The following is a 25,340-nucleotide window of genomic DNA, read 5'->3' on the forward strand; positions in this document are numbered from 1 at the left end:
CCCGATAGTCACCAGGCGTCGCCCTTGAGGGTCGTCAGGTCGGCTTCGAGAAGCTCGAGGTTCTCGGCAGCTGAGCCGCTGCCGGACAGTGTGTTGTGAACTGCAGTCCAGAACTTCGAGGACACTTCATTGTACTTGACTTTGGCCGTCGCTGAAGGACGCGGCACCGCGTCCTGGAAGATCGGTTTCCAGTTCGGCATGAAGGGCTGTGCCGCGGCAACATCCTTGTCGTCATAAAGGTCCGTCAGCGTCGGCAAATTGGACAGCTCGACGGCACGCGCCTTTTGAACGTCCTTCGACGCCAGGAATTTCACGAGCGCGATGGCCGCCTCCTGCTTGTCGGAGTATTTCGACACTGCCAGATTCCAGCCGCCAAGCGTCGAAGACGGCTTGTCGCCGGCGGCCGCGACCGGTAGCGTCATCACGTCGAACTTGCCCTTTACGGCGCTGTCGGCACCATTGCCGAGGGAATAGGCATAGGGCCAGTTGCGCATGAAGACGGCATTACCGGTCTGCCAGACGCCGCGCGATTCTTCTTCCTGATAGGCGAGCACGCCTGGCGGTGAGATCGTGCCGATCCAGCCCTTGGCGCGTTCGAGTGCTGCAGCCGCCTTCTCATTGTTGATGGAGATCGTCCCGTCCGTCTCGACGACCTGGCCGCCGCCCGACGACTTCACCCATTCCAGCGCGTTGCAGGTCAGCCCCTCGTAGGAATTCCCTTGGAACACGTAGCCCCAGAGGTCCTTCTGTCCGGCCTGACGTTCTTTATCCTGAACCTCTTTAGCGGTGGCGGCCATCTCGTCCCAGGTCTTCGGCGGCTGCTTGCCGTATTTGTCGAGCAGGTCCTTTCGGTAAAACAACGCCGGAGCATCGGTAAACAACGGCAACGCCACGAGCCGGCCATTAACGGTCTGCGACGCGATGATCGACGGGAAGAACTGGCCGACCACGTCTTTGGTGGCCTCCTTGAGATCGATGAACTGGTCGGCAAGCTGTGGCGCCCAGATCACGTCGGTCTGATAGACATCGATGTCCTTGTTTCCGGCCGCAAGCCATAGGCGGTATTGGGAGAACTGCTCGCTGCTCGATGATGGCATTGTGACGAGCTTGACATGATTGCCGGTATTCTTCTCGAAAACCGCCACCTGCTTCTGAAGGAATTCGATGCTTTTCCCGGTGGTGTTGGCGGCGAACGAAATTTCGGCAGCGCGGATCGGGCCGGCGACCGCGACGGCAAGCGCGGTTAAGGCAAAGGCAAACTGTTTCATGATCTCCTCCCAGAAATTGAAATCGATTTGGCCCACAGAACATTGCAGAAGGCCTTGGCGGCGTCAAGCCGCAAAATTAACACTTAACAGTTGCGCAACATGTCAATACTGGCACCATATACAGCTTACGAGGCAATTTCTGGCGCCTACAGGCAACACCCCAAGTCAGCTATATTGAAATCGATTTCAATCGCCGCTGAATTAGGCACTTGCCCGTTGCGCATCGCCAATGCATCGTCCATTGATTGCCGAGATAAAGAAGACATCCGATGAAACTTCGTGAATTTGCAAAGCAGCTTGGGCTTTCTCCGACGACGGTCAGCCGTGCACTTAGCGGCTACCCAGAGGTGAGCGAAGCCACGCGAGCCCGGGTTGCAAGCGAAGCAATGCGGCTTGGCTATCGCCCCGATATCAATGCCGTAAGGCTGAAGACCGGAAGAGCCGGAGCGATAGGCGTCATGATGGCGCGTTCGGGGGAAATCCATTTCGCTGAATTCATGTCGGGCATGGCGCAGCGTCTGGAAACGGCCGATACTGATATCCTCATCACACCTATTACCGCCGACAATGACGGCGACGAGATGCAGGCCTATCGACGCCTGGTCGAAAGCCGCCGGGTGGATGCGATCATCATTCATTCGCCTCGCCCCAAGGATCCGCGGATCGAGCTGCTGAACAGCCTTCATCTGCCTTTCCTGGTTCACGGCCGGTCGGAGACCGATCAGGTTCACGCCTGGCTCGATATCGACAATGAAAATGCCGTGCGCAGGGCCACCGAACACCTGCTCGACCTCGGGCACCGGCGCATCGCCATGATCAACGGCCTGCGGGGAAAAACCTATTCTATCCATCGCGAGCATGGTTTTCGCACTGCACTACAGGAGCGTGGGCTCGCCGCAGATCCCAACCTGATGGTCTGCGATATATTCTCCGATGAGATCGGCTTTCGCCATGCCCGCTCTTTCCTCGAAAGGGCGAACCCGCCGACCGCGATCGTCGCCGGTTCCACAATGACCGCGCTCGGTGTTTACCGCGCCGTGCGTTCGCTTGGGATGACGGTGGGGCAGGATGTGTCGGTCATCGCCCATGACGACGTCTTCCCTTATCTGACGGCCGAAAACATGGCGCCGTCGCTCTCGACGACGCGATCCTCCATGCGTGCTGCGGGCACACGCTGCGCGGAACTGACGCTGCAGCTCATCGCTGGACGGGCCGCGGAGGAGGTCCACGAATTGTGGCCGGTCGAACTGATCCTGAGGGAAAGTACCGCCCAGCCGCCCTGACAGAGCAACCTCGCGATGAGCGTGGGTTCGGCGTAGTTTTCTAAAGAGAATCGATCGGAGCGACCTTCCCCGCCAGAAACGCCAGAGCCGCCGCGCCGATGAGGCCCGAGTTCTGATCCAATGCCGCCAGCATCACCTTGACATCCTTGAATGCCGGCATTGCCCATTGGCTGATATAGGCCTGAATGCCCGGTTGCAGACGGTCGAACTCGTGGGAGAGCCCTCCCCCCATGACGATGATATCGGGACTGAAGATATGGATGAGGCTAGTGAAGCCGCGGCCGAGAATTTCCGCTTCCTCGTCGACCAGTTGATTTGCCAGACGGTCGCCATTTCGGGCCGCCGCGAAAACGCTGCGGCTGTCGATGGCGCCGCCGTCGCTGCCGATCGTCGTCTCGCGACTTTCCATCGCCCTTATTTGGGCGCGCCGCGCAAAAGCCGGTCCGGAGCCATAGGCCTCGAAACAGCCTCTGTTGCCGCAAGGGCAAAGCTCGCCGTTCGGCACGACCGACATGTGGCCAACATGGGCTGCCATGCCCTTGCGGCCCCGGATCACGCGACCATCCGAGATAACCCCGCCGCCGATCCCGGTGCTCACCGTGACGTAGATAAGGTTATCAAGTCCCTTGCCGATACCGAATTGCCACTCGCCGATCGCCGCAGCAATGGCGTCGTTTTCGAGATCGACCGGAAACGGAAACCGCTTCTGCAACTCCGCCTTCAGCGGAAAATCGACAAAGCCCGAAAGGGTCGGGATATCGGTTGCGACACCGGCGACGGTATCGAGCGGGCCTGGGGCGGATACGCCGACGCCGACCACCGAAGCAGGGTTGGATGCCGCAAGCAGCCGATCGGCCAAGCCGCAAATCTGGGCGAGCACCCGGTTCGGGCCATCCAGCGCATCCGTTGGTTCAGCCAAGCGCGTCAGGATCCTGCCCTGCTCGTTGACAAGGGCTGCGCGCACCTGCGTTCCGCCGAGGTCTATACCAATGGCAACCTGCTGCATGTGAAGACCAAGCTTTAGAGTGTGCGGACCCACGCCATCCGCTCGTCGAGCGAGGGCGCATTGAAAGCCAGGGAGCCGAGAACGACCGTTTCCGCACCGGACTGGCGCAGGAGGGGCACAGTGTGCTCGCGAATGCCGCCGTCGGCGGCAAGCACGATCCGATGAGCCGCACCGCAGCCGGCGATGATCTGCTTTGCTTGTTGAAGCCGGGCGCCGGCTTTCTCGTCGAGGCCCTGGCCCTTCACGCCGATCGCCGTGCCGAGCAGCGTCACAAAGCTCAGCCGGGAAACGTATCTTTCTATCCGCTCGACCGGGGTCTCGACCTTGAGGACCATGCCGGCTGCGACACCGCGGCGGTCGAGAAGATCGAGAGCCTCGTCGGCAACGCTTTCGTTTTCGACATGAAGACTGATCAGGTCGCTGCCCGCATCGGCGAACTGATCGATCTGCGACAGGATGATGCTGTCGGCAACCATCAGGTGAACATGGATCGGGCGTGCGGAAACTTTGCGCACACCGGCGACGAGATCGGGGAAAAACAACATTGCCGGCGCGAAATGGCCGTCGGCGACATCGATATGGAGGATGTCGACGTGAGGATCGACACGTCCGAGATCATCCGCGAGACGCATGAGATCGGCCGACCAGACGGAGAATTCGGCAATCAGTCGATCCTTCGGAAGATCTTCGATCCAGGTCTTGGAGGGGGTAGGCATTGTCTCAGAGCTCCTTCAGAAAATTGCCGACGGCAAGCCGAAAGTCGGCGACATATAACGGACGGCTCTCCGTTTTCGGCGTGATCTGCGCGAAACGCGCGCCGGCAATCTGCTCGGCAAGAGCACGCGCGTGGCCAAGAGGATGGATGCTGTCGCGATCATGGCCGATGACGAGCGTCGGCAAGGCGAGATTGCCAACGTCCGCGTCGGTCACATCAGGGCCGTCATTTGAGATCCTGGTCAGGAGTTCGGCGGTCACATCCAGAGGCGCGCGGGAGAAAAACCCGGCAAGCGAGGCCAGATTGTCAGGCGCCTCGGCGGCGAGCCGCACGCCCACAGGTCCGGCAAGAAATGCCTGCTTTGCCTCACCCGGCGGCAGAGTTTTCAGAAGCCGGCCGACTTCGGCATTGGGCGCCATATTGTCAGGCGCCGATGCCGTCAGCCAGGCCGGCCTTGCCAGGATCAGCGCCTTGACGAGATCGGGCCGTTTGACCGCGAGACGCAAGGCGATCGCAGTACCCATCGAGATGCCGCCGACCACAACCGGCAGCATAAGGTTCTTCTCGATATAAACGGCGATATCATCGCAGAAGGTCGCAATCGACAACTGCTCCAGATTACCGGCCCAAGAACGGCCGTGGCCGCGGGCTTCGACCGTAACCCGGCGATATCCGGTTTCGAGCGGAAAGACCTCGTCCGTCTGCGCCGCGTCTCCGCATAGGCCGTGCTGGAATATGACCGACGCACCCTCGCCCGCCATATCGACGTTGAGAATGGTCCCGTCGCTGGTTTCGAACGGTTCAGCCCGTCTCATCGTCCTCTCCCCACGCCTTCGCCGTCGAGAGTCTTTTTCAGGAAGGCCGCCGCACCGGCCGCTTCCGAGGCCGAAAGACCGTGCGTGACGAGACTGCCGGTAAAACCAATTGCCTTGAGACGGCCGAGATAATGCGCATAGTCGAGGACGCCCTTGCCGGCGGTCGCGAAACTGCCGTTAGCATTGCGGTCTTTTGCATGCGCCATGACGATCCGATCGGCCAGAAGGTCGATCGCGGAAGACACGATGCTGCGCTGTTCGTCCAGCGTCGCGACCTCGAAAAGATTGGCCGGATCGAGCACGATCTTGATGCGCGGGCTCTGCAATGCGGTGATCAGCCGATGGGCTTTCTCAGCCGAGTTGACGACATTGGCAAGTTCGGGCTCGATGCCGAGATCCACATTATAGCGCTCGGCGATTGCGATGGCCGCTTCCATGGCGTCGAGGAGATCGCGCCAGGCCTCCGGCGTGTCGTTGTCGGCGTGCGCCTTCCATTGGTCGATGGGATCGCGGGTGCCGGTGCAGAGCGTGATCAGGGCGGTCGACATGCCGGCGCAGCGCCCGGCCAGCGTCGCCAAATTGCGAAGGCCTGTCTCGCGCAGGGCGGGATCGGGATGAATCATGTTGTAGGTGCCGGAAACGGCAACGATCTCGACGCCGCTTTTGAGCGACGCCTCCGTAACCGCGCGGGCCTGGGCTTGCGTAATCCTTTCCGGCATCGGCGGCAGACCCGAGCAGGCCATATTGTATTGTGCTGCCGCGAACCCAGCCCGGGCGACCGAATTGAGGACGGTCGAGGGCTCAATTCCCTCGAAGGTCTTTGCGAAGATGCCGAGCTTCATCACACGCCACCCGTGACGTCAGCCAGTGCAACCGCCTTGCCGCTTTCGACGGAACGCGCGACGGCGACCATGGCCCGTACGGAGGCCAGGCCATCATCGATGTCGGCGCCTTCCATCACCGCGCCGTCCAGAATGGTGCGGGCGAAGCCTTCGACCTGACGGCGGTAGAAATGGCCATCGGCGCCGAGAACACGATGGGTTGCGCCATCGGCTTCCCGGAAAATGTCGACCTCGCTAGTCTTGTAGTACCACGGGTTATAGGTCTTGCCCAAAATGCTGCCGTTCCTGCCATAGATCTGGAAGCCCTCGTGCCAGTCCATGCGCACCTGAACGGTGAGATCGAGATGACCGAGCGTGCCGGAGGCAAATTCCACGTCGACGAACCAGCACCAGATGCCGGCTCGCTCGGACAAACGGGCATTGACCGAGACGATGTCGCCGGCAAAATAACGGGCCGTGTCGATCAGGTGGCAACCATGCGCCAGCATGTAGTAGCGGCGCAGGTCGGCTTTCGGATTGGCGGAGGGTTTGCGCGCATTGGCGCTGCTGACGATCAGGGGCTGGACCGCATTGGTCATCGGATAGCGGTGCGTGCTGTCGCAATACCATGCTTTCAGGGCAACCATCTCACCCATCTCATCGCGGATGAAGGATTTCGCCGCCTGCAGCCCCGCGTCGAAACGCTTCATATGCCCGACCTGAAACACCTTTCCCGACCTGTCGACTTCAGCCTTCAGTTCAAGGCATTCCTCGACGGTGACACCGACGGGTTTCTCGCACAGCACATGCTTGCCCGCCTGAAGGGCGCGAATGGAGGCCGGGACGTGAAAGGCATCGGCGGTCGCGATGATCACCGCATCGAGCTCGGGATCGGCCAGCATCCTGTCGTAGTCGTCATAGGTTTTTTCCGCTCCATGGGTGATTGCCATACGTTCGCGGAGATCCGCGGCTACGTCGCAGATCGCATAGAGATCGGCATTCACAGCCTTCGTGCAGCTCTCGAAGTGCGCGGCTTGGGCAATCTGGCCGGCTCCCAGTACGCCGATGCGGAGGCGTTGTTGCTGTTTTGCTGGCATCGATAAGCCCTCTGGGTCGGATGTTGAAGATGAACGCTGGTTTCGGCGCCGAACGGATTGGCTTTCAAGACGTCAAACGCCGAAGACGTCTTCTGCCAGCCGAACCGCCATCAGCGCCTCCCGGCTCCCTCGTCAGTTCAAAGCCATATGTGTTTGAGGATGGAAAAAGTGCAGTTTCGCCGGGTCGATTGCCAGATTGATCGATTGGCCTGTCTCGACCGTACTGACAGCCTCGAACCTCGCGACGGCGTTGGCGGCACCGCTTAGATCTTCGACGGCGTCGGGGTCGCCCGAATCGATCCGGACCGCGTCGATCTTCAAATGCACGATCAACTCGGAGCCAAGCTCCTCGATCGACTTCACGACAACCGGGATCGTCGGATGGGAGGCTCCGGACGGCAACCGGCTGTCATAGAGATCCTCGGGCCGAACGCCGAAGATCAGGGCCTTTCCCTCGAAGGCGGAAAGACCGGGAGCCCGCTCGAAGGCGCCGTCGGACAAGGGGATGGAGAAGCCTGGCAGATGGATCCGTCCACTCTCCAGACGCCCCTCGAAAAGGTTCATCGACGGCGAACCGATAAACCCGGCGACGAATACATTGACCGGGCGGTGATAGAGGACCTTCGGCGTATCCACCTGCTGGAGCACGCCGCCCTTCAGCACCGCGACGCGATCGCCCATGGTCAGCGCTTCGGTCTGGTCGTGCGTCACGTAGATCGTCGTCACGCCCAATTGTCTCTGCAGGCTGGCAATCTCAGCGCGCATCTGAACACGCAGCTTGGCATCGAGGTTCGAGAGCGGTTCGTCCATCAGGAATGCCGCGGGCTCGCGAACCATGGCGCGGCCCATCGCAACACGCTGGCGCTGGCCGCCGGAAAGCTGGGCGGGTTTGTTCCCAAGCAGGCTTTCCAGCTGCAGGATCTTGGCGATCTCATGCACGCGCTTGGCGCGCTCGGCCTTGGTCTTTCCGGCCAGCTTCATCGAAAAGGCGATGTTGTCGAACACCGTCATGTGCGGATAAAGCGCATAACTCTGAAAGACCATGGCGATGTCCCGATCCTTGGGCGCAAGATCGACGACGTCCTGACCGCCGATGCTCAAGGTTCCGCTGCTGATTTCCTCGAGGCCGGCAATCATGCGGAGCGCCGTCGATTTTCCGCATCCGGATGGACCGACCAGGATCAGAAACTCACCATCATGGATCGTCAGGCTCAGATCCTTGATCGCATGGTAGCTGTTTCCATAGGTCTTGCAGATTTTGTCCAGTACAACCACAGCCACGTCTCGTCCTCCCGTATCAGTCCGCTCACGTCTTCGACCGGCGCTTGCCGCCACCTCCGATCCTTTCGACAAGAAGGCTCAGGCCTGAGCTTCAAAGTCAACAAAAGAATTGAGCGGTTTCTGCCACGCGTTGCCGAAAAATAACCGTATCCATTTGAAATATTTCGGATTTAATCAAAAATACAAGATTTGTCTGCGCGCTAATATTTTTTTACGCGCGTAATTTTTATAGCCAGCGCGGCGGCTGTTGAAGGATCTTTCAAGCCCTACGAGCAGCGTGCGTTTCCGCTCGAGCCGCCAACCACTCCGACACCGAGCAACTGCACGCTAATCGTGACATCCCGGAATCGGGCGCGGCGCCGGTGCATTCTCCCCTGCCATCCATGCCTGGCACGTGCGATTGTCCGGCAGCCCCCTGCGCCCTCCCCGTGCGGTCACGGAAATGGCAGCAGCCGCTGTGGCATGGGCTACGCAATCAAGCGGGGCTTTCCCTTCGGCAAGAGCAAGAGCGTAGGCCCCGTGAAAACAATCGCCGGCGCCGGTCGTGTCGACCGCCTGAACCTGATAGGCCGGCAAATACCACCGGGTGGGATCGCCTTTCTGGCGGAGGCAGGTCCCTCGTTCACCATCTGTCAGCACGACAGCGGACCGATCCGTTGACCAAAGCTTCTCCAGGATGGTCGCCGGATCGCCTGCGCCGGTATACTCCCTTGCGAAAGCGAGCGGCAGCACCAGATGGTCGGCGAAGGCTAGGATCCGGTCCGTCGCGGCACCGACCGTCCATTCGATATCGGCTATCACGGCAAGGCCGAGCGCCCGTGCCCGCGCCACGACGCTTTCCGAATGCGTGGCATATCCATCGATCAGCAGGACTGGGGCCTGCATCAAAACGTCATCGGGCAGCGCATCGGATGTGCCGTGCAGCACATCGTCGTCATAGGCTATGAACCGGTCGCCGTCAGGACCGACGGTGATCACGGAGCGGATCGGCGCGGCAGCGGCATGGCGGGGCGCCAGGGATATGTCGACGCCCTCACGCTCGAGTTCGGCACCGGCCAGATCGGTCGCAGGCTCATCGCCGAGCCAGCCGATGAAACCGGCGCGCCCGCCAAGCCGGGCGACGGCAACAAGGGCCGTCGCCACATTGCCGCCGTGGTCCGTGGCACGCTTCGTCACCTTCCCCTTGCCGGCCGAAAGCCCGCGATCGACATACATGATGTCATCGATGGCAAGGGCGCCGAAGCCCAGAACCTGGAGCGGGCGCGACACCTCTCAAGCACCGGCAGCCGCCAGCGCCTCCTCTGGCGCCATCCCCTGATGAATGACGAACTTGAAGGCGCGCGCGGCCATGGTCGTATCGCCGTGACCCCAAAGATTGCGGCCGACGACCGCGCCTTTGGCGCCGGCGCGCAAGGCTTCCGAGGTCTGGACGAGCGCGCCAAGCAGCGTATCGGTCTTCGGGCCGCCGGCGATCACCACCGGAATCGGGCAGGTGGCAACGGTCTCCCGGAACGAGTCGAAATCGCCGGTGTAGCCGACCTTGATCACGTCGACGCCGGCCTCGAAGCCGATGCGCACCGCATAGGCAATCTCATCCGGGGTGAACACGATCTTGCCGCCGTCGGAGAAATCACGGGGATAGACGTGGGCGACGACCGGCATCTCGAAGCGGGCGGCGGCGTTGACCGTATCGGTGAGCCAGCGGATGTACTCTCCTTCGGTGGCGCCGCGCACCGGAATGGCGACAGCCAGAGCATCCGCACCATAGCGCACCGCGTCTTCCGGGGTCGCGATGAGCTGGCGAATCCGGTCGTCGGCCGTGAAGCAGCCGCCCTGGATGACGAGGGCTGCCTTTCCGGCATAGTCCGACCAGAGGTGGCGGGCCGCGCCGGGCTGGATGCTGACATAGTCGGGGCCTCCCGCCATGACGCGTTTGAGCGCGCCTGGCAGATCGGCAAGCCCGCCCTCCCGGACATTGCCATAACCGACAAAATGATCGACCGCGCCTCCAAACAAATGACCCGATGGATTCGAGAACAGGCGTGCGAGGCGGATTTTGGTTCCGAGACCCATGGCGAGGCTTCCTTTGCTATTTCTGGCTTTGCGATTTCTGGCGTTGCGACTGCCGGCGCCGTTGCTGAGAAAATCCTAACTCGAAAACAAACAAATGTTCAATATTTCGAATTCTTTCGTTTTCACGCGGAAAGATAATTTTTGACGTGCATTTTTTGCTGGCAGTGGCTATTTCTACAGCATAGGCCGTACGACCGCACGGCCGTCTTTCGTTTTTCAAAAGTCGCCTTATCGCAACGAGGCGCGCGGCAGTCGGGATCGCACATGCTTGCAGAACAGAGGCGGCAGCAGATCATGCTGGAACTTCAACGGGTCGGCCAGGCGCGCACCCGGCAGCTCGCGGAATTCTTCGAGGTCTCGGAAGTCACGATCCGCTCCGACCTCGAAATCATGGACGCGAAGAAGCAGTTGATCAAAACGCACGGCGGGGCAATCGCCCTGCCGTCCGACTCGCCGGCCGCAGCCTTCGAGGAACGCATGCAGCGCAATTTCGATGCAAAACGGCGCATTGCCCAGATGGCCGCGCGGCAGATCATCGACAATCAGTCCATCGTCTTCGACAGCGGCTCGACGCTGCTCCAGGTCGCCATGCAGATGCCGCCGGTCAACAACGTCGTGGTCGCGACGACGGCGATGAACATCGCCCAGCATCTGATGTACCGGCCGGGCCTCGACGTGCACATGATCGGCGGCCGGGTGTTTCCGAGCACCGTCAGCACGATCGTATCGGATTCCGACAAGGCGGTCGGCGGTCTCGTCGCCCACCAGGTCTTTGTCAGCGCCCATGCGATTGATCAAGCCTTCGACGTCGTCGATGTCTCCGAGGATATTGCACGGACCAAACGCAATCTGGTTCGCATGGCCCGGCGTGTCGTGCTCGTGGCGGATTCGAGCAAATTTGATATCGGCGCCTCCTCCAAAGCCTTCTCGCTGTCGCGCGTCGATCTGATCATCACCGACAGCAACATGCCGCACGGCATTCGTCACCGGCTGGACAAGCTTGGCGTAGAGGTTCGCTACGCGTGACCTGCAGCCGACTTCTCCACGTCGGAACAGAGCCAGGAGAGGTTTTTGGCGCGCGTCAAGGGCTTTGACCGATGCCGGGGGGAACGAGGTCGGCTAAAACCCCAGTCGTCGAAGCGTCTGACGGTTCAAGCGAACGGCGGCGGCCGGATCGGTTCCGGCATGGTCCGATTCTTCCTCCACCACGATCCAGCCGATAAATTCAGGTGCAGCCCGAACGGCCGAAATCACGCCGGGCACGTCGCAGACGCCTTCGCCCAGCATCGCCCAGACCCCGCCGGCGTCGACATCCTTCAGATGCACGTAGCGAATACGGTCCCGGTGAGCCGCCAGCGTATCGTCGATCTCTTGGCCGCCGCGCAGGATATGGCCGGTATCCGGCACCCAACCCACGCGCGAATCCAGGAGAGCAAACAGCCGGTCGTAGTCGTTCCGGGTGAAGAGCAGCGTGTTGTGGTGCGAGGAAGGATGGACGGCGACGGTGACGCCAGCCGACTGTCCAATCTCGGTCGCCCGATTATAGCACTCCGCCGCAATGGCGAACTTCTCATCGCGCGGACCATCCGAGACGACGGTGGCCGAGCCCATCGACACCATCGCACCGGGAAAGTTCGCCACGAAATCCACCCATCGCCGCGCCGCCTCCAGATCGGAGGCGATCTTTTCCGCCACCGTGAAGCCGCTGCCCGAGCCGAAGGCAAAGGAAACCAGCGTCAAATCGGCATCCGCGAGAACCCGGGCAAAGCCGGCTGGATCAAGCGCATAGCGACCGATCATCGTGTCGGTGATCTCAAGACCGGCATATCCGCCATCGGCGATGGCGCGCACCAGATCATCCGGCCCACCGCTCCACCCTTTGCCCAGCATTTCCCAGGTGAATGTCTGGCAGCCGATCTTCAGCGCGGCATTGTTCATGGCTTGGTCCTGACCTGTTCGTTGGTGACAGCCGATATCGAAGCCGGAGCCTCGGCGCAGGCGACATCGGGACACCTGGTACCCGGCATTATCGAAAAGCCGTCTTCAAGAAGGGATCGATATCCCGAGCGAAGGGGTTTTCCCTCGGGGAATTGCTACGCCTCACAACGTCTTGTCATTTCGTAGGGTAAAATGTTAGCGTGCGTCAACATAATTTATTCCTCGCGAATTCAACGCGCATCCGCAGCTCTCCGATCAAAAACGGCAAGGTCAGGTTCTTCCATGGCGCAGACCAATGATATGAAACTCAGGATCGGCGTTGTCGGATGCGGCAGCATTTCGCTCGCCTATATGCGCAACGCGCCGCTGTTTGGCGGCGTCGAAATCACCGCCTGTGCGGATATCAACGCAGATGCCGCCAAGCGCCGCGCCGCCGAGTTCAACCTGCGGGCGGCCGACGTCGACGCCCTCATTGACGACAGGAACATCGACCTCATCCTCAACCTGACGATCCCGGCTGCGCATTTCGACGTCTCGATGCGGGCGCTGTCGGCAGGCAAACATGTCTTTACCGAGAAGCCGCTGGGCGTCACGGCTGCGGAAGGACGCCGGCTGGTCGATGCCGCCACCGAAAAGGGCCTCATGCTCGGTTCGGCGCCGGACACGTTCCTGGGGGCGGCCGGACGCCATGCCCGGCGGCAGATGGAAGCCGGGGCCATCGGCAGGCCGGTCACGGGAACAGCCTTCATGATGGGCCGCGGCATGGAGCATTGGCATCCCGATCCCAGCTTCTACTACCAGGCCGGCGCAGGCCCGGTGATGGACATGGGCCCCTACTATCTCACGATGATGGTCAATCTCATGGGGCCGATCCGCCGTGTGCAGGCCGTCGCCACAAGCGGGCAGGAAGAGCGGCTCATTACCGCCGAAGGGCCGAAACAGGGCACCACGTTCAAGGTGGGAACACCGACCAGCGTGCTGTCGCTGCTGGAATTTGATTGCGGCGCCACGGTCACCTTCGGCACCTCCTGGGATGTCTTCCGCCATTCCAACCACCCCATCGAGCTGCACGGCACCGAGGGCTCGCTGCGCCTGCCCGATCCGGACAATTTCGGCGGCCGCGTCGCGTTCTCCAGCCGTGGCGCGCCCTGGCAGGAAACCGATACATCAGGCGAACTCTTCGGTGCGGCCAATTGGCCGATCGCAGCACCGGACCGCGCCAACTATCGCATGCTTGGTCTTGCCGATCTTGCCCGCGCCATCATCGAAGGCCGTACGCCGCGCGCTTCAGGCGATCTCGCGCTGCATGTGCTAGATGTCATGGAAGCAACCCTCCGGGCAGGTGAAACCGGTGTCGCGCAGACCATTCCAGGTACTGTTGCCCAGCCAAGGGAATTGCGGGAAGACGAAGCACGGAGCCTGCTTGCATGACACAACTGGATGAATCCGCAAAACGCGCACTTGCGTGGCCGGGCGATCCGCAGGAGCCTGTGGAAAGCTGCACGCCGGCGCTGGCGCGGCAACAATATCTGGACGGTTTCGCAGACATCCAGTGGCCGCTCGAGGATGTGGCCGAGATACTGGAAAGGCATGCCGGCGCCATCCGGCTGAAGATATGGCGCGGCCGCACAACGCCGCGCGAGCGGGCTCCCGCCTTGCTTTATATCCATGGTGGCGGCTTTGTGATCGGCGCGCCGGAAACCCATGAGGACATTTGCCGGACGCTTGCCAATATGGCTGGCGCCGTCGTGGTTTCGCCCGACTACCGCCTCGCCCCGGAACATCCCTTTCCGGCGGCGATCGAAGACTGCGCAGCCGCGCTCGTCTGGATGACGGATCAGGCTGCTGCACTCGGCATCGATCCGGCGCGAATTGTCGTTGGCGGCGACAGCGCCGGCGGAAATCTCGCCGCCGTCATCGCTCTGCTGGCACGCGACGGACAGGTGCCGGCTGTCATCGGTCAGGTGCTGATCTATCCGGTGACCGACCAGTTGCAGGCAACCGACAGCTACTTGCGTTACGATGAGGGTTTCGGCCTGACGTCAGTGGCGATGCGATGGTTCCGGGACCACTATCTGCCGGACCCTGCTAGCCGGTCCGACTGGCGGGCCTCGCCGCTTCGCGCCGCGTCACTGGCGGGCGTGGCGCCCGCCGTCGTGATCCTTGCCGGCCACGACGTGCTGTTTGACGAAGGGGCCCTCTATACCGAGCGGCTGAGCTCCGAAGCCCAGGCCACAAGCCACACCTGGCCTGGACAGATCCATGGCTTCGTCTCGAAGCGCCGGGCCATTCCGGAGGCGCAAGAGGCTCTTGAAGCCATTGCAACGGCATGGCGCACCATGGACCCGGCGCTCACGCGTTGAGCCCGCCTCAAGCCGAGTCGCGCATCACCAGTGTTGCTTCCAGGATGACCCTCTTTATCGAAGGGGTCGTCCCCTCGTCCTCGCTTTCGATATGAGACAGCAAAAGCTCCACGGATTTCGCTGCGATCTCCGGCGCGTTCTGGGCCATCGTCGTCAGCGACGGACAGGTATATCGGCTCAGCGGATGATCGTCGTGCCCGGCGATGCGCACGTCGCAACCGTCGTTGCGCCCGATTTTCAGGCCGGAAGCGAATGCGGCCGCCATGGCGCCGAAAGCGAAGCGGTCGTTGGCGCAGAGCAGTGTTTTGCCGGGCAGGCCGCCACGCGCAAGAATTCTCTGCATCTGCTCGTATCCGAGACGCTCGAACTCCCAGGACGGTGGTGCGTCACAATCGATGACCAGCGGTGAATGCCCTTCCCTTGCCATGGTCGCGCGGTAGCTCGCCTGCCGCTCGCCGGCGTTTTCCGTCAGATGCGGAATTTCCAGGAATATCGGCGGCTCACCGGACCGGCAGAGATATTGCACGATGGCTGCCATGCTTTGTGCGTTGTCGTTGCCGACATAAGGAAGGTCGCCGCTGGCCGGATTGTCGAAGCAGACGACGGGGATTGCGTCCTTCAGTCTTTCCAGCGCGGAGCGGCGCAAGCCGGCTCCGAGCGGCGCCACGATCGCACCTGCAACCTTCAGCGAGAGCAATGTCCGCACCGCCTCGGCCTCCAGCTCCGGCCGCGTGTGCGAAGAGATCTGGACCGGCCAGAAGCCTTTTTCGCGCAACTCCAGCTCGATCAGCGACACGACCTGCACATAAAAGGGATCCGACATGGTCGGGACCAGGATCCCGATATTTCTGGTCCGCTTGCGATTGAGGTGCCGCGCGAAAAGGTTCGGCTCGAAATTCGACTTCTTGAGGGCCGCCTCGATACGCTTGCGGGTCACCTCCTTGATCTGCGAGGGATCATCGAAATATTTCGACAGCGTCGGACGCGATACGCCGGAGGCGGTCGCGAAATCGTCCATCGATTTATAACTTTTCTTGGCCATTCAGTTCCTTATCGGCGGGACGAGGCGCCGGATCAAAATGATTTCGCATCAACGGCAAATCCACTGACGCGCCAAATCACGCATGGGGCAATTTGTACAGAGCGTTTTTGGCGCCCGGAATTGCAGACTCGGCTCCCTTTCGAAAACCGAAATATTCCCTCCACCTGCGATTTGCGGCGGCTGCGCCTCGTGGCTGCAAAAACGCTTGTTTCAGGCCGCAAATCGGAAAATTTCGCAGTGAAGATGACGCACTTCCCATGTTTCGTCTTGTTGAGCAAACTTTCATTTGTTTACGAAAGTAAAGAAAAAATGAGTCACAAGCAACACAAATGCTTGAAAAAAGAATTGATTCCAACGGTAGATTTTATCCTGTCTTGTCAGTTACTTATCCTGTTATTCGCCGCCAACGCAGGTCTCTCATCCTTTCTCGATCGCAGTTCTTCGTTGACAGATAGGTGCCTCAGGGAACCTACTTTGTCTACGGTCTTGAGGAGGATCGATTAACTGAAATCTATGGGAGGCACAGATGAATATTAGAAAATTCAGCATGACGATGCGGGCTGCCGTGGCTGTATGGGCGCTTTGCGCCACATCGGCATTTGCCGACACCACCATCGAATTTATTCAATGGTGGGAACCGGAAATGCCGTCCGGGGCCCTGCGCGGCATCATGAACGATTTTGAGGCGGCAAACCCCGGCATCAAGGTGACGCTGGTTAGCGGCCCCTATGCCACGACGCGTGACCAGATCGTCGTCGGCGCCGCCTCCGGAACCCTCAGCGACGTCGTCGGCCTGGATGGCGCCTGGGTCAACGGGCTCGCCAAGCAGGGCGCGATCGCCTCCATGGACGAACTGATGGAGAAGGCGAAATACGACAAGAGCCAGATCACCGATATCGTCAAGGTCGATGGCAAGAGCGTGATGTTCCCGCTGGCTTCCTTCGTCTACCCGGTCTTCGTCAACCTGGATATCGCCAAGGCGTCTGGCGTCGACAAATTGCCGACCACGCGCACGGAATTCGCCGAAGCCGCCAAGAAGATGACCGACGGCTCGAAGAACCAGTATGGTTGGGTTCTGCCGCTATCGCTGCAGTCCCCGAGCGGAATCCAGAATGACGTGATGTCCTGGGTCTGGGCCTCCGGCGCCTCGATGATGAAGGACGGCAAGCCCGATCTTGAAAATGACGCCGTCGTCGGCACGCTCGACTATCTTGCTTCCCTCAACAAGGAAGGCGTTATTTCTCCCGGCATTTTCGCCAAGAAGGAACAGGACAAGGTCGAGGAATTCGTCAATGGCCGCGTCGGCATGATGGTCGATTCCCTCGCACATGTGAACCTTATCCGCGAGCGCAATCCGAAGCTCAAGTTCGGCATCTCGGCCCTGCCCGCAACCGACGGCTACACCGGCAAACGCGGCATGCCCTATGCGTCCTGGGGCATCGGCATCAGCGACGGCAGCAAGCACAAGGAAGAAGCCTGGAAGCTTGTGGAATATCTGATGAGCCCCGACGTCAATGGCCGTCTGGTCTCGATTGCCAACGCCTTCCCCGGCAACGTCCATGCCAAACCGGACTTCGTGGCATCGGACCCGATCTTCGCGGAAGCTTTTAAAATCTTCCAGAGCGGCTATCCTGCCAACGAATTCGTCGGCCTTCCGGTAGCCGAAGAGCTGATGCGGGACATGAACGTCGAAGTTCAAAAGATGTTCGACGGCGGCCAGTCGGCCAAGGATGCGGCTGCCAATACCGAGAAGGTCTGGCTCGCGAAGTTCTAATGCATGTCGCCCGGAAGTGCGCGGCGGTTCCGGGATAACGACATGCATAAAACAAAGGACTAAAGCACGTCGCTTTCACGAGATCACCGGCAGAGCGACCTGGCGCTGCCGGTGAAAGTCGTCAAATCTTCGCATAATGGGAAGTCACAGCTCATGAATCATTCCGCTCCGGCTCTGGTCGCTGCGCAAGTCAAAGCGCGAAGGAAAGGAAGACTTCGTTACAGCACCTTGAGGAAGCTGGTGCCGTATTTCTACGTGTCGCCGGCCACCCTGCTGCTGGTTCTGCTGATGCTGTTCCCCATGGTGATGGTCTTCAAATATTCATTGATGGACGGCGCCATCATGAAAAAGGACGCTGCGTTCGCAGGGGTCCAGAATTACCTGACCATCTTCGAAAATCCGGTGTTCTGGCAGTCGGTCGCCCAGACGATGTATTTCACGATCATGAGCGTCGTCTTCCACTTCATCATCGGCTTGGCTTTCGCGCTGCTGTTGAACACCAACCGCGTCGATCCGCTTATTCGGAGCGTCCTGCGTGTGCTCTTCATCCTGCCCTGGCTGTTCACCGCCGTGATCATCGCCATCATCTGGCGTTTGCTGCTCGATCCGAACGGCGTCGTCAACAGCGTGCTGATGGCGCTCCACATCATCAATTTCAAGGTCGAGTGGTTTTCCTCGACCCGCACCGCCATTCACGCCTTGACCTTTGCAAACATCTGGGCGGGTTATCCGCTTTATATGGTCAGCCTGCTTGCCGGTCTCCAAGGCATTTCGAAGGAGCTTTACGAGGCAGCCGGGATCGATGGTGCCAACGAACTGGAAAAATTCTGGTACATCACCATCCCGCAACTGATGCCGATCATCATCAGCATCGCGCTTCTCGATTTTATCTGGACGATGCAGGTTTTTCCGCTCGTCTGGATGACGACGGGCGGCGGTCCGATCTATTCGACGGAAGTGCTATCCACCTTCACCTACAAGCTCGCCTTCTCCCAATATGAATTTTCGCTGGCTTCGGCGAGTGCAATGATCATCCTCATCATTTCGATGAGCGTCACCTACTTCTACATCAAACACCAGCAGCGAAGGTGACCGTCATGGCAAAGCGTTCCTTCAAGAACTCGGCACTGCCGACCATCCTGACCTATCTCGGACTGGCGATCGGCCTGGTCTTTTCGACCTTCCCGATCGTCTGGATGTTTTTCAGTTCACTGAAATCGAATACCGAAATCTTCGCTCTTCCGCCGCGGCTTTTGCCGAAGGATTTTACCCTGGCCGCCTATCTGACGATCTTCAACGATCCGGTGAAGGTGCGGTTCTTCATCAACAGCTACTTCGTCGCCGGCGTCGTCACCTGCCTCACCCTCGTCATCGCTATCCTGACTGCTTACGGCTTCAGCCGCTATTCCTTCCGCTTCAAGAATACCTTGAACATCTTCATCATCAGCACGCAGACCGTTCCGCCCATCACCCTTCTGATCCCCTATTTCGGAATGGTAGTCGCCTTCAGGATCTTCGACACATATCTGGCACTGATCCTCACCTATATGGTCTTTACACTGCCTTACGCAGTCCTGCTGATGACGGGCTATTTCAACACCTTACCGAAAGAGCTGGACGAGGCCGTTCTCGTCGATGGCGGTTCGAGCTGGACGGCACTTTGGCGCGTCATCGTGCCCGTCTCCATCCCCGGGATTGTTGCTACGGCGGTCTACACTTTTCTGCTGGCGTGGAATGAATTCCTCTTCGCACTGACGCTGACAAAATCGATGAATCTCAGAACCGTTCCGATCGGCATCCAGCTGCTGATGGGCCAGCATGCTTTCGAATGGAATGAAATGATGGCAATGAGCGTGCTCGGCTCCCTTCCCCTCCTGGTGCTTTACCTGGTTGCTCAACGCTACTTCCTGGCGGGCATGACCGCCGGTTCGGTCAAAAGCTGAGGGAGCGCAAACTCATACCGCGGGCGGATCGCTTTTTTAATCTACCTGCCCGCACGATTGCCGCTCGACGCCCCAACCGCGGAGGGCATCGCAGACCTCGGCTCTGGTTGGTGCACCGATGCGTCCGCCGAACACCTGGCATTTCAGCGCCGCCGCCATCGACGACAAGCGCATCGTCTCGGCGATCGGCACGCATTCTGCGATCGCCAGAGCGAAAGCGCCATGGAAGATATCGCCTGCTGCGAGCGTATCGACGGCCCTCACCTTCGGAGCCGCCAGATGGAAAATCTCGCCGGTTTGGTCATCGAACCAGAAGGAGCCGTTTTCCCCTGATGTGACGCTGATGAAGGCCTGCTCGAACTTTCGCTTCAGGAGGCCAACGGCCTTCGCCGTCTCCGCAGTTCCGGTAAGGCGCTCGGCGGCCGGCTGTGAAAACACGATGTGACTGGCCGCCGGTGCAAGCATCTCGATTACGCCATCGCCCGCAACGTCGCCATCGAGAATGGCTGGCCTGCCGGCCTCTCTGGCTGCGAACAGCGTCCGCAGCGCAAGCTTCGGCCAGCGGACGTCGACGAGCACAGCATCGAAAGCAGACACGTCGTGTTTTGTCACTGGTTTGACCGTCTCGTGCAGCCCGGCATCGTAGAAGGGCACAATCAGCCGCTCGCCCTGATCATCGACAAGGATCGTCGAGACCGCCGAGCGGGCGCCTACCACACGAACCATACCGCTCGTATCTACTCCGCTATCGCTGAGCTCCGCAATGATGCGTTCGCCGGTGGCATCATCGCCAACCGCACCCCAGAGGTTGGCATTGCCACCCAGCCGGGCGACCGCAAAGGCCGCGCTCGACGCCATACCCTCGGCGATCTGCAGCATATCGTAGGGGAGAATTTTGCCCTGGCCGGTCGGCAACGAGCGCACACGAAACAGCGTGTCGAGCACCGCAGCGCCGACACATAAAACGCTGCGCGCCGGACCCGAGCGTGATGCCGAAAAGTGCGAGCGGTTTTCGGACGACATCATGCTCTAACTCTTTAATTTAGAATAGGATTCAGATTCTAGGCCGACCGGCCTAAAATCATCCTGGTCAAGCAGGCAGGCGAAAGCAGAAGAAGTCGCCAAAACCGTCGTCTCACCGGCTCACTTGACGGCTCCGGCCGTCAGCCCAGCCACGATCTGTCGTTGCGCAAACACCGTCAATATCAGCACGGGCAAAGTGACGATCAGCGCCGCCGCCGCAAGCGGCCCCCAACTGACCTGTTCGAACGAAAGCATGTTGTAGACCGCGACCGGCAGCGTGCGGGTCTCGCGACTGGCGAGCACGATACCGAAGACGAAGTTGTTCCAGGAGAAGATGACCGACAGGATGAAGGCGACGACAATGCCGGGTTTGGCGATCGGCAAAGCGACCAAGCGGAAAATCTGCCAGGGTGTGGCGCCATCGATGCTGGCGGCCTCTTCCAGTTCCATCGGCGTCGTCTCGAAATAACCGATCATGATCCATACGACGATCGGCACTGTGACGACGAGATGGATGATGATCTGCGGCAGGAGCGTGCCGAGCAGGTTCAGCCATTGGAAGAGCAGGAAGAGCGGAATCAGGAAGGAAAGGCCGGGCGTCATACGCGCGATCATGATGACCATCGCCGACTTCTCGGCCTTCAGGCGCGCGATGCCATATCCGGCCGGCACGCCGATCAGCAGTGCCAGAAGCGTGGCGGCACCTGTCACCACCACCGAATTCCACAGATACAGGAAGAAGTTGTTCTCCTCGAAGACCTTCAGATAGTTCGACCAAGCGAAACGCTCAGGAATGAAGATCGGCGGATAGGCACCGCTGTCGATTTCATATTTCAGCGACAGCGAGATCATCCAGAGGAAGAACAGGACGACCGGCGATATCATCACAAGGGCAACAAACAGCAGTCCGATACGATCGAGCGTTCTGCGCTTCATCAGCGTGCCTCCCCGTCAGACCAGTTCGCACGCTGCCGGAGCATCAAAAGGACGAAGGACAGCAGGACGATGAGGATGAAGAAGACAACTGCCATGGCCGAGCCATAGCCGATGTCGTAATAGGCGAAAGCTGTGTTGTAGAGATAGATATTGATCGTTTCCGACGCCGTGCCCGGCCCGCCCTGGGTCATGGCATAGATGATATCGAAACTTTTCACCGCATCGATGCTGCGGATGATCACCGCAATCATCAGGAAAGGCGCGATCATCGGCAGGGTTAGATAGCGGAATTTCTGCCAGACATTGGCTCCGTCGATTTCGGCGCTTTCATAGGGCTCGCGCGGAACCGCCGCCAGACCGCCGAGCACGATCAGCATGATAAGCGGCGTCCATTGCCATGTCTCGACCAGCACCAACGAAGGGATGACGCTGGTCTGATTATAGATCCACTCCTGAGGGCCGATGCCGATCAAGGATAGAAGATAATTGAGGACGCCGAGCTGCGGGTGGAACATCATGGTCCAGACGAGAGCGATGGCGACGGGCGTCGCCATCATCGGCATCACGAATATACCGCGCAGAAGACCGCGGAGCGGAAATTGCGTATCGAAAATCAACGCGGCGAGCGTCCCTAGAAAGAGCGGCGCCACCACCGAGAGCGTCGTGTAGAGCACCGTATGCCAGAGCGACTCCCAGAAGCGCATGTCCACGGCCAGGCGGGCGTAATTGTCCAGTCCTGCAAAGACCTGGGACTGGCCAAGCGTCCAGCTGTTGACGCTCATCCAAAGGGTAAACACCCATGGAAAAACGATGACGGCCGCAATGACGATCAGCGCCGGAATGACGAAGGGCCAGTAGTTGGGAGCAACGCGACCAGCGTTGCTCCTTCCCTTCGAGGCGGCCTTGGCCGCTGCGGCCGTTTCGATGCTTGCCGAGGCCATTATCCCTCGCTCTTCGCCAGGACGGGTTCGAACTGTGCCGTCGCTGCCTTGAGTTCGGTCTCTGGATCGCCGCCGCCGATCATGTTGGTAAGACCGACGCCATAGATGTCGCGGAACTCGGTGACCGGAATGATCACCGGCAGCGCGAGCTGCGAGATCTTGCCGGAACCCGCAACCGCATCAAGCCATGCGGCCGGCATCTTGACACCTTCGCGAACCTTGGCATCCGCAAGGATCGACTGGCGGAAAGGAACGCCGGCACCGGCCTGCAGCAGGCGTGCGCCCATGTCGTGGGAAATCGCCCATTGGCAGAAGAGGTAGGCTGCTTCCTTGTTCTTGCTTGCCGCAACGACACCAAGGCCGTCGCCGAATGTGCCTGCGGCCTGTGCTTTCGGGCCTTTCGGCATCACACCGTAACCGACCTGGCCGACGACACGCGACTTTTCCGGATTCTCGATCGGCGGAGCAAAACCGACGCCGTCCAGCCACATGCCGATCTTGCCCTGCAGGAAGGCCGACTGCGCCTCGGCCCAGTTGAAGCCGGAGACGCCGGGAGGGGCGGTCTTGGTCATTAGTTTCTGGTAAAGCTTGGCTGCGTCGATCGCTTCTGGCGATGTCGTGCGCAGCTTGCCATCGGGGCCGAGCGGGCTCGAACCATAGCCGAGCAGCAGCGACGTCCAGACCGGCGTATTGGCGTTCTTCAGGCCGCGGGCGACGAAGCCGTAGGTATTGGTCGACGGATCGGTGAGTGCTTCGGCCGCACTTACCAGTTCTTCGAACGTCGTCGGATAGGACAGCCCCTTCTTCTCGAACAGCGCCTTGTTCCAGTAGATGATCCAGTAATCGACAGAGAACGGAAGCGAGCGCAGAACGCCGCCAGAATCCTTGGCGAAGGTCAGGCCGGCTTCGGCGAAATCGCTTTCCGTGAGCGACGGATCGGTCAGGGACGAATCCTTGAGAAAGCCGCTGATATCGGCAAGCCAGCCGCCCTTTTCAAATTGCCGCTTCTGCACATGGTAGCTCATGTGGACGACGTCGAAGCTCGGCTTGCCCGAGCTGAGCTCGATGGTCGTCTTCTGGCGCTGCTGTTGTTCGGGCGTCGCTTCGGCATTGACCTTGATGCCGGTGAGTTCCTCGAACTCGGACAGGTATTTGACGAGCGTCTCGCTGCGCGGGCTCTTGACCAGGTTGACTTCGAGTGTCGTCCCGGCAAAGCGCTTCCAATCAACGGCAGCGGATGCCGACCGCATGCCGAGCATGCTGCTGGCTCCAAAAGCGGCGGTCCCCGCCAGAAAGCCGCGCCTCGTCGGATTCAAAAACGATGACATTTGATTGCTCCTCCTCTTGCCGGCGATCTCCTCACCCCCGGCTGCTTATTTTCCGATTATATCCTGAGCGCACGATCTCTTGCATGATTGATATGTGCGACAAGGCTGTTGACGGCGTCCTCCGCCGATCGTCGTTCGATCGCCTCGAGCACCTTCAGGTGCTCACCCATGACAGGTCCGACGTGACCGTCGATGCGAAAACGATCCTGACTGATCAGGCGCATCTTGATCGAGTTTACCCGGTAGGCGTTCGAAATGATGGTATTTCCCAAGGCATCGATAAAAGCGTCGTGCATGCCCCAATCGACGGCCTGCGCGTGCAGTTCCAATTCGTGCGATCCATCGCCGCCGCGAATGGCATCGGCGATATCGCGATGCTGCTTCAAAAGTCTGGCGACCGTCTCGTCAGATGCAGAGCGGGTGAAAAGCGCAACAGCTTCCTTCTCCAGGAAAACGCGCAGCTGGAACGCCTCGCGAATGAGATTAAGGTCGATATGGGCGATCTGTAAGCCGCGCTGAGGCACAGTCTTGATCAGCCCTTCGGCTTCCAGCCTCGGAATGAGCTCTCGGATGGCGCCAAGTGTCAGTCCTGTCAACTCGACGAGGCGGCGCTGCGAAACGAACTGACCGGGGCGCACATCACGCGCAAGAAGGTGGCGCGTGAAGCTCTCATACGCCTTTTCCCGGAGTGTCGGCTGCTCGTCTGTGCCGTCCATCGCCTCTCCCAGAAACATCTTTGCCCTATGCCGCCTTCGAGCGGAAAAGACCATCGAAAGCGAGAGCGAGTTCCGCCTGCCCTTCCGCGGATATTGAAACGAGCGGCGGACGAACAGCAAGCCATATATCATCCGACGTCAGTTGCGCGACCATGACCTTTACGGCAGCCGTCACCGGAAATTTCAGCAGTTCGGCGACGAAGTCCTCGATGCGGGAATCATCCTTGCCTTCCTCCGCCATCAGCTTGACTTCGCGCGGTACGAAATTCGCCATGCCCGAGATTGCACCCTGGCCGCCAAGCCGCACGCCCTTCGCCAGATGACGTTCGTCCCCCACCAGGATGACGAGATCGCCATGCGCTTTCAACAGTGTTTCCGTAAAAGGCCAGTCGCCGGAGGAGTCCTTGACGCCTATGACGACATCGGGAAAGGCTGCCCGCAGCCGGCCGATCAGCGATACGGTCAGCGGAACCATGGTGACCGAGGGGATGTTGTAGACGATAATGTCTCGCGCCTTGACGCCGAGGGTGGCGAACACAGCCGAAAACCACTGGAACAGGCCGTCGTCACTGACGTTCTTGAAATAGGAAGGGGGAGCAAGCAGAATGTTGCGAACCCCCTTGGAAAGCGCACGACCTGCCTGCGACGCCGCATCCTCGGCGGCGTCGACCAGCACGCCGACGACGATTTTGCTCGCTTCTATCCCACTCTCGATCATGGAAGCCAGAACACGTTCACGTTCCTGCGTTCCGATGGACGAACCTTCACCCGTCGTTCCGAACAGCGTTACGCTCGAGCATCCGGCAGCGAGGCTTCGCTTTGCCTGCTCGATCATAACATCGATGGCGATATCGCCATTGTTGCCGAACGGCGTGGCGAGAGCGACTGACAGCCCAAATTTCTGGGTCAAATATGCTTCCTCCAATGATTGAGGCTAGACGTAGCAGAGTGACATGTTAGTTGTAAAGAGGTGATTG

24 protein-coding genes are annotated in these 25,340 nt (G+C 60.0%); 7 read left to right on the forward strand and 17 right to left on the reverse strand.

Annotated elements, in window-relative coordinates:
• Positions 1–8 precede the first annotated feature (8 nt).
• Positions 9–1,268: an ABC transporter substrate-binding protein gene (locus HJB83_RS06105; protein WP_221131422.1), complete on the reverse strand. Its 1,260-nt coding sequence runs from the start codon at positions 1,266–1,268 to the stop codon at positions 9–11.
• A 269-nt stretch (positions 1,269–1,537) separates the two neighbouring features.
• Between HJB83_RS06105 and HJB83_RS06110 the strand changes: the two genes are divergently transcribed.
• On the forward strand, positions 1,538–2,551 hold the full coding sequence (locus tag HJB83_RS06110) for a substrate-binding domain-containing protein (protein ID WP_221131423.1): 1,014 nt from the start codon (positions 1,538–1,540) through the stop codon (positions 2,549–2,551).
• Between the two features lie 40 nt (positions 2,552–2,591).
• Here the strand turns inward: HJB83_RS06110 and HJB83_RS06115 are convergent, their stop codons facing one another.
• From HJB83_RS06115 to HJB83_RS06150, 8 genes are all read right to left on the reverse strand, one after another.
• Positions 2,592–3,557, reverse strand: coding sequence for an ROK family protein (locus HJB83_RS06115; protein ID WP_221131424.1), 966 nt, complete (start codon positions 3,555–3,557; stop codon positions 2,592–2,594).
• Between the two features lie 14 nt (positions 3,558–3,571).
• Positions 3,572–4,273, reverse strand: a complete 702-nt coding sequence (locus tag HJB83_RS06120) for a ribulose-phosphate 3-epimerase (RefSeq protein WP_221131425.1) — start codon at positions 4,271–4,273, stop codon at positions 3,572–3,574.
• Positions 4,274–4,277: 4 nt separating this feature from the next.
• Positions 4,278–5,087 carry an alpha/beta fold hydrolase gene (locus HJB83_RS06125; protein WP_221131426.1) on the reverse strand — a complete coding sequence of 270 codons (810 nt, stop codon included), beginning with the start codon at positions 5,085–5,087 and terminating at the stop codon, positions 4,278–4,280.
• Positions 5,084–5,929 carry a sugar phosphate isomerase/epimerase gene (locus tag HJB83_RS06130; RefSeq protein ID WP_221131427.1) on the reverse strand — a complete coding sequence of 282 codons (846 nt, stop codon included), beginning with the start codon at positions 5,927–5,929 and terminating at the stop codon, positions 5,084–5,086. The genes HJB83_RS06125 and HJB83_RS06130 overlap by 4 nt, the downstream gene beginning before the upstream one ends.
• On the reverse strand, positions 5,929–7,005 hold the full coding sequence (locus tag HJB83_RS06135; protein ID WP_221131428.1) for a Gfo/Idh/MocA family protein: 1,077 nt from the start codon (positions 7,003–7,005) through the stop codon (positions 5,929–5,931). The genes HJB83_RS06130 and HJB83_RS06135 overlap by 1 nt, the downstream gene beginning before the upstream one ends.
• 132 nt (positions 7,006–7,137) lie before the next feature.
• On the reverse strand, positions 7,138–8,286 hold the full coding sequence (locus HJB83_RS06140; protein WP_221131429.1) for an ABC transporter ATP-binding protein: 1,149 nt from the start codon (positions 8,284–8,286) through the stop codon (positions 7,138–7,140).
• A gap of 327 nt (positions 8,287–8,613) precedes the next feature.
• Positions 8,614–9,555 carry a PfkB family carbohydrate kinase gene (locus tag HJB83_RS06145; RefSeq protein WP_221131430.1) on the reverse strand — a complete coding sequence of 314 codons (942 nt, stop codon included), beginning with the start codon at positions 9,553–9,555 and terminating at the stop codon, positions 8,614–8,616.
• Between the two features lie 3 nt (positions 9,556–9,558).
• A complete protein-coding gene (locus HJB83_RS06150) occupies positions 9,559–10,359 on the reverse strand; it encodes a class I fructose-bisphosphate aldolase (RefSeq protein WP_221131431.1) in 801 nt (266 codons plus the stop codon).
• A 264-nt stretch (positions 10,360–10,623) separates the two neighbouring features.
• Here HJB83_RS06150 and HJB83_RS06155 point away from each other — a divergent pair, with 264 nt between their 5' ends.
• Positions 10,624–11,385, forward strand: coding sequence for a DeoR/GlpR family DNA-binding transcription regulator (locus tag HJB83_RS06155; RefSeq protein WP_221131432.1), 762 nt, complete (start codon positions 10,624–10,626; stop codon positions 11,383–11,385).
• A 93-nt stretch (positions 11,386–11,478) separates the two neighbouring features.
• Here the strand turns inward: HJB83_RS06155 and HJB83_RS06160 are convergent, their stop codons facing one another.
• The gene (locus HJB83_RS06160; RefSeq protein ID WP_221131433.1) at positions 11,479–12,297 is read right to left on the reverse strand and encodes a sugar phosphate isomerase/epimerase; all 819 of its coding nucleotides are present in this window, start codon (positions 12,295–12,297) and stop codon (positions 11,479–11,481) included.
• Between the two features lie 282 nt (positions 12,298–12,579).
• Between HJB83_RS06160 and HJB83_RS06165 the strand changes: the two genes are divergently transcribed.
• Positions 12,580–13,728, forward strand: a complete 1,149-nt coding sequence (locus HJB83_RS06165; protein ID WP_221131434.1) for a Gfo/Idh/MocA family protein — start codon at positions 12,580–12,582, stop codon at positions 13,726–13,728.
• Positions 13,725–14,660 carry an alpha/beta hydrolase gene (locus HJB83_RS06170; RefSeq protein WP_221131435.1) on the forward strand — a complete coding sequence of 312 codons (936 nt, stop codon included), beginning with the start codon at positions 13,725–13,727 and terminating at the stop codon, positions 14,658–14,660. The genes HJB83_RS06165 and HJB83_RS06170 overlap by 4 nt, the downstream gene beginning before the upstream one ends.
• A gap of 7 nt (positions 14,661–14,667) precedes the next feature.
• On the opposite strand, the gene HJB83_RS06175 is transcribed toward HJB83_RS06170, so the two are convergent.
• On the reverse strand, positions 14,668–15,702 hold the full coding sequence (locus HJB83_RS06175; protein ID WP_207584785.1) for a LacI family DNA-binding transcriptional regulator: 1,035 nt from the start codon (positions 15,700–15,702) through the stop codon (positions 14,668–14,670).
• Positions 15,703–16,228: 526 nt separating this feature from the next.
• Between HJB83_RS06175 and HJB83_RS06180 the strand changes: the two genes are divergently transcribed.
• From HJB83_RS06180 to HJB83_RS06190, 3 genes are all read left to right on the forward strand, one after another.
• Positions 16,229–17,476, forward strand: a complete 1,248-nt coding sequence (locus HJB83_RS06180; RefSeq protein WP_207584784.1) for a sugar ABC transporter substrate-binding protein — start codon at positions 16,229–16,231, stop codon at positions 17,474–17,476.
• 153 nt (positions 17,477–17,629) lie between these two features.
• Positions 17,630–18,568 carry a carbohydrate ABC transporter permease gene (locus HJB83_RS06185; RefSeq protein ID WP_207584783.1) on the forward strand — a complete coding sequence of 313 codons (939 nt, stop codon included), beginning with the start codon at positions 17,630–17,632 and terminating at the stop codon, positions 18,566–18,568.
• Positions 18,569–18,573: 5 nt separating this feature from the next.
• A complete protein-coding gene (locus HJB83_RS06190; RefSeq protein ID WP_221131436.1) occupies positions 18,574–19,419 on the forward strand; it encodes a carbohydrate ABC transporter permease in 846 nt (281 codons plus the stop codon).
• A 36-nt stretch (positions 19,420–19,455) separates the two neighbouring features.
• Here HJB83_RS06190 and HJB83_RS06195 read toward each other — a convergent pair whose 3' ends face one another.
• The 6 genes from HJB83_RS06195 to HJB83_RS06220 form a co-directional block, all read right to left on the reverse strand.
• Positions 19,456–20,442: a sugar kinase gene (locus HJB83_RS06195; protein WP_221131448.1), complete on the reverse strand. Its 987-nt coding sequence runs from the start codon at positions 20,440–20,442 to the stop codon at positions 19,456–19,458.
• Positions 20,443–20,562: 120 nt separating this feature from the next.
• Positions 20,563–21,378: a carbohydrate ABC transporter permease gene (locus tag HJB83_RS06200; RefSeq protein ID WP_221115034.1), complete on the reverse strand. Its 816-nt coding sequence runs from the start codon at positions 21,376–21,378 to the stop codon at positions 20,563–20,565.
• Complete coding sequence (locus HJB83_RS06205) at positions 21,378–22,319, reverse strand: carbohydrate ABC transporter permease (protein WP_207584780.1); 942 nt, start codon at positions 22,317–22,319, stop codon at positions 21,378–21,380. Before HJB83_RS06205 ends, HJB83_RS06200 begins: the two co-directional genes overlap by 1 nt.
• Positions 22,319–23,647, reverse strand: coding sequence for an ABC transporter substrate-binding protein (locus tag HJB83_RS06210; protein ID WP_221131437.1), 1,329 nt, complete (start codon positions 23,645–23,647; stop codon positions 22,319–22,321). Before HJB83_RS06210 ends, HJB83_RS06205 begins: the two co-directional genes overlap by 1 nt.
• A gap of 56 nt (positions 23,648–23,703) precedes the next feature.
• Entirely contained in the window at positions 23,704–24,381 is a 678-nt protein-coding gene (locus HJB83_RS06215; protein ID WP_204330037.1) for a GntR family transcriptional regulator, read from the reverse strand.
• A gap of 7 nt (positions 24,382–24,388) precedes the next feature.
• Entirely contained in the window at positions 24,389–25,273 is an 885-nt protein-coding gene (locus HJB83_RS06220) for a dihydrodipicolinate synthase family protein (RefSeq protein ID WP_221131438.1), read from the reverse strand.
• Between the last annotated feature and the right edge of the window lie 67 nt (positions 25,274–25,340).

Origin of the sequence: Rhizobium sp. NZLR11, from assembly GCF_019685115.1 — a bacterium.
Lineage (GTDB): Bacteria > Pseudomonadota > Alphaproteobacteria > Rhizobiales > Rhizobiaceae > Rhizobium.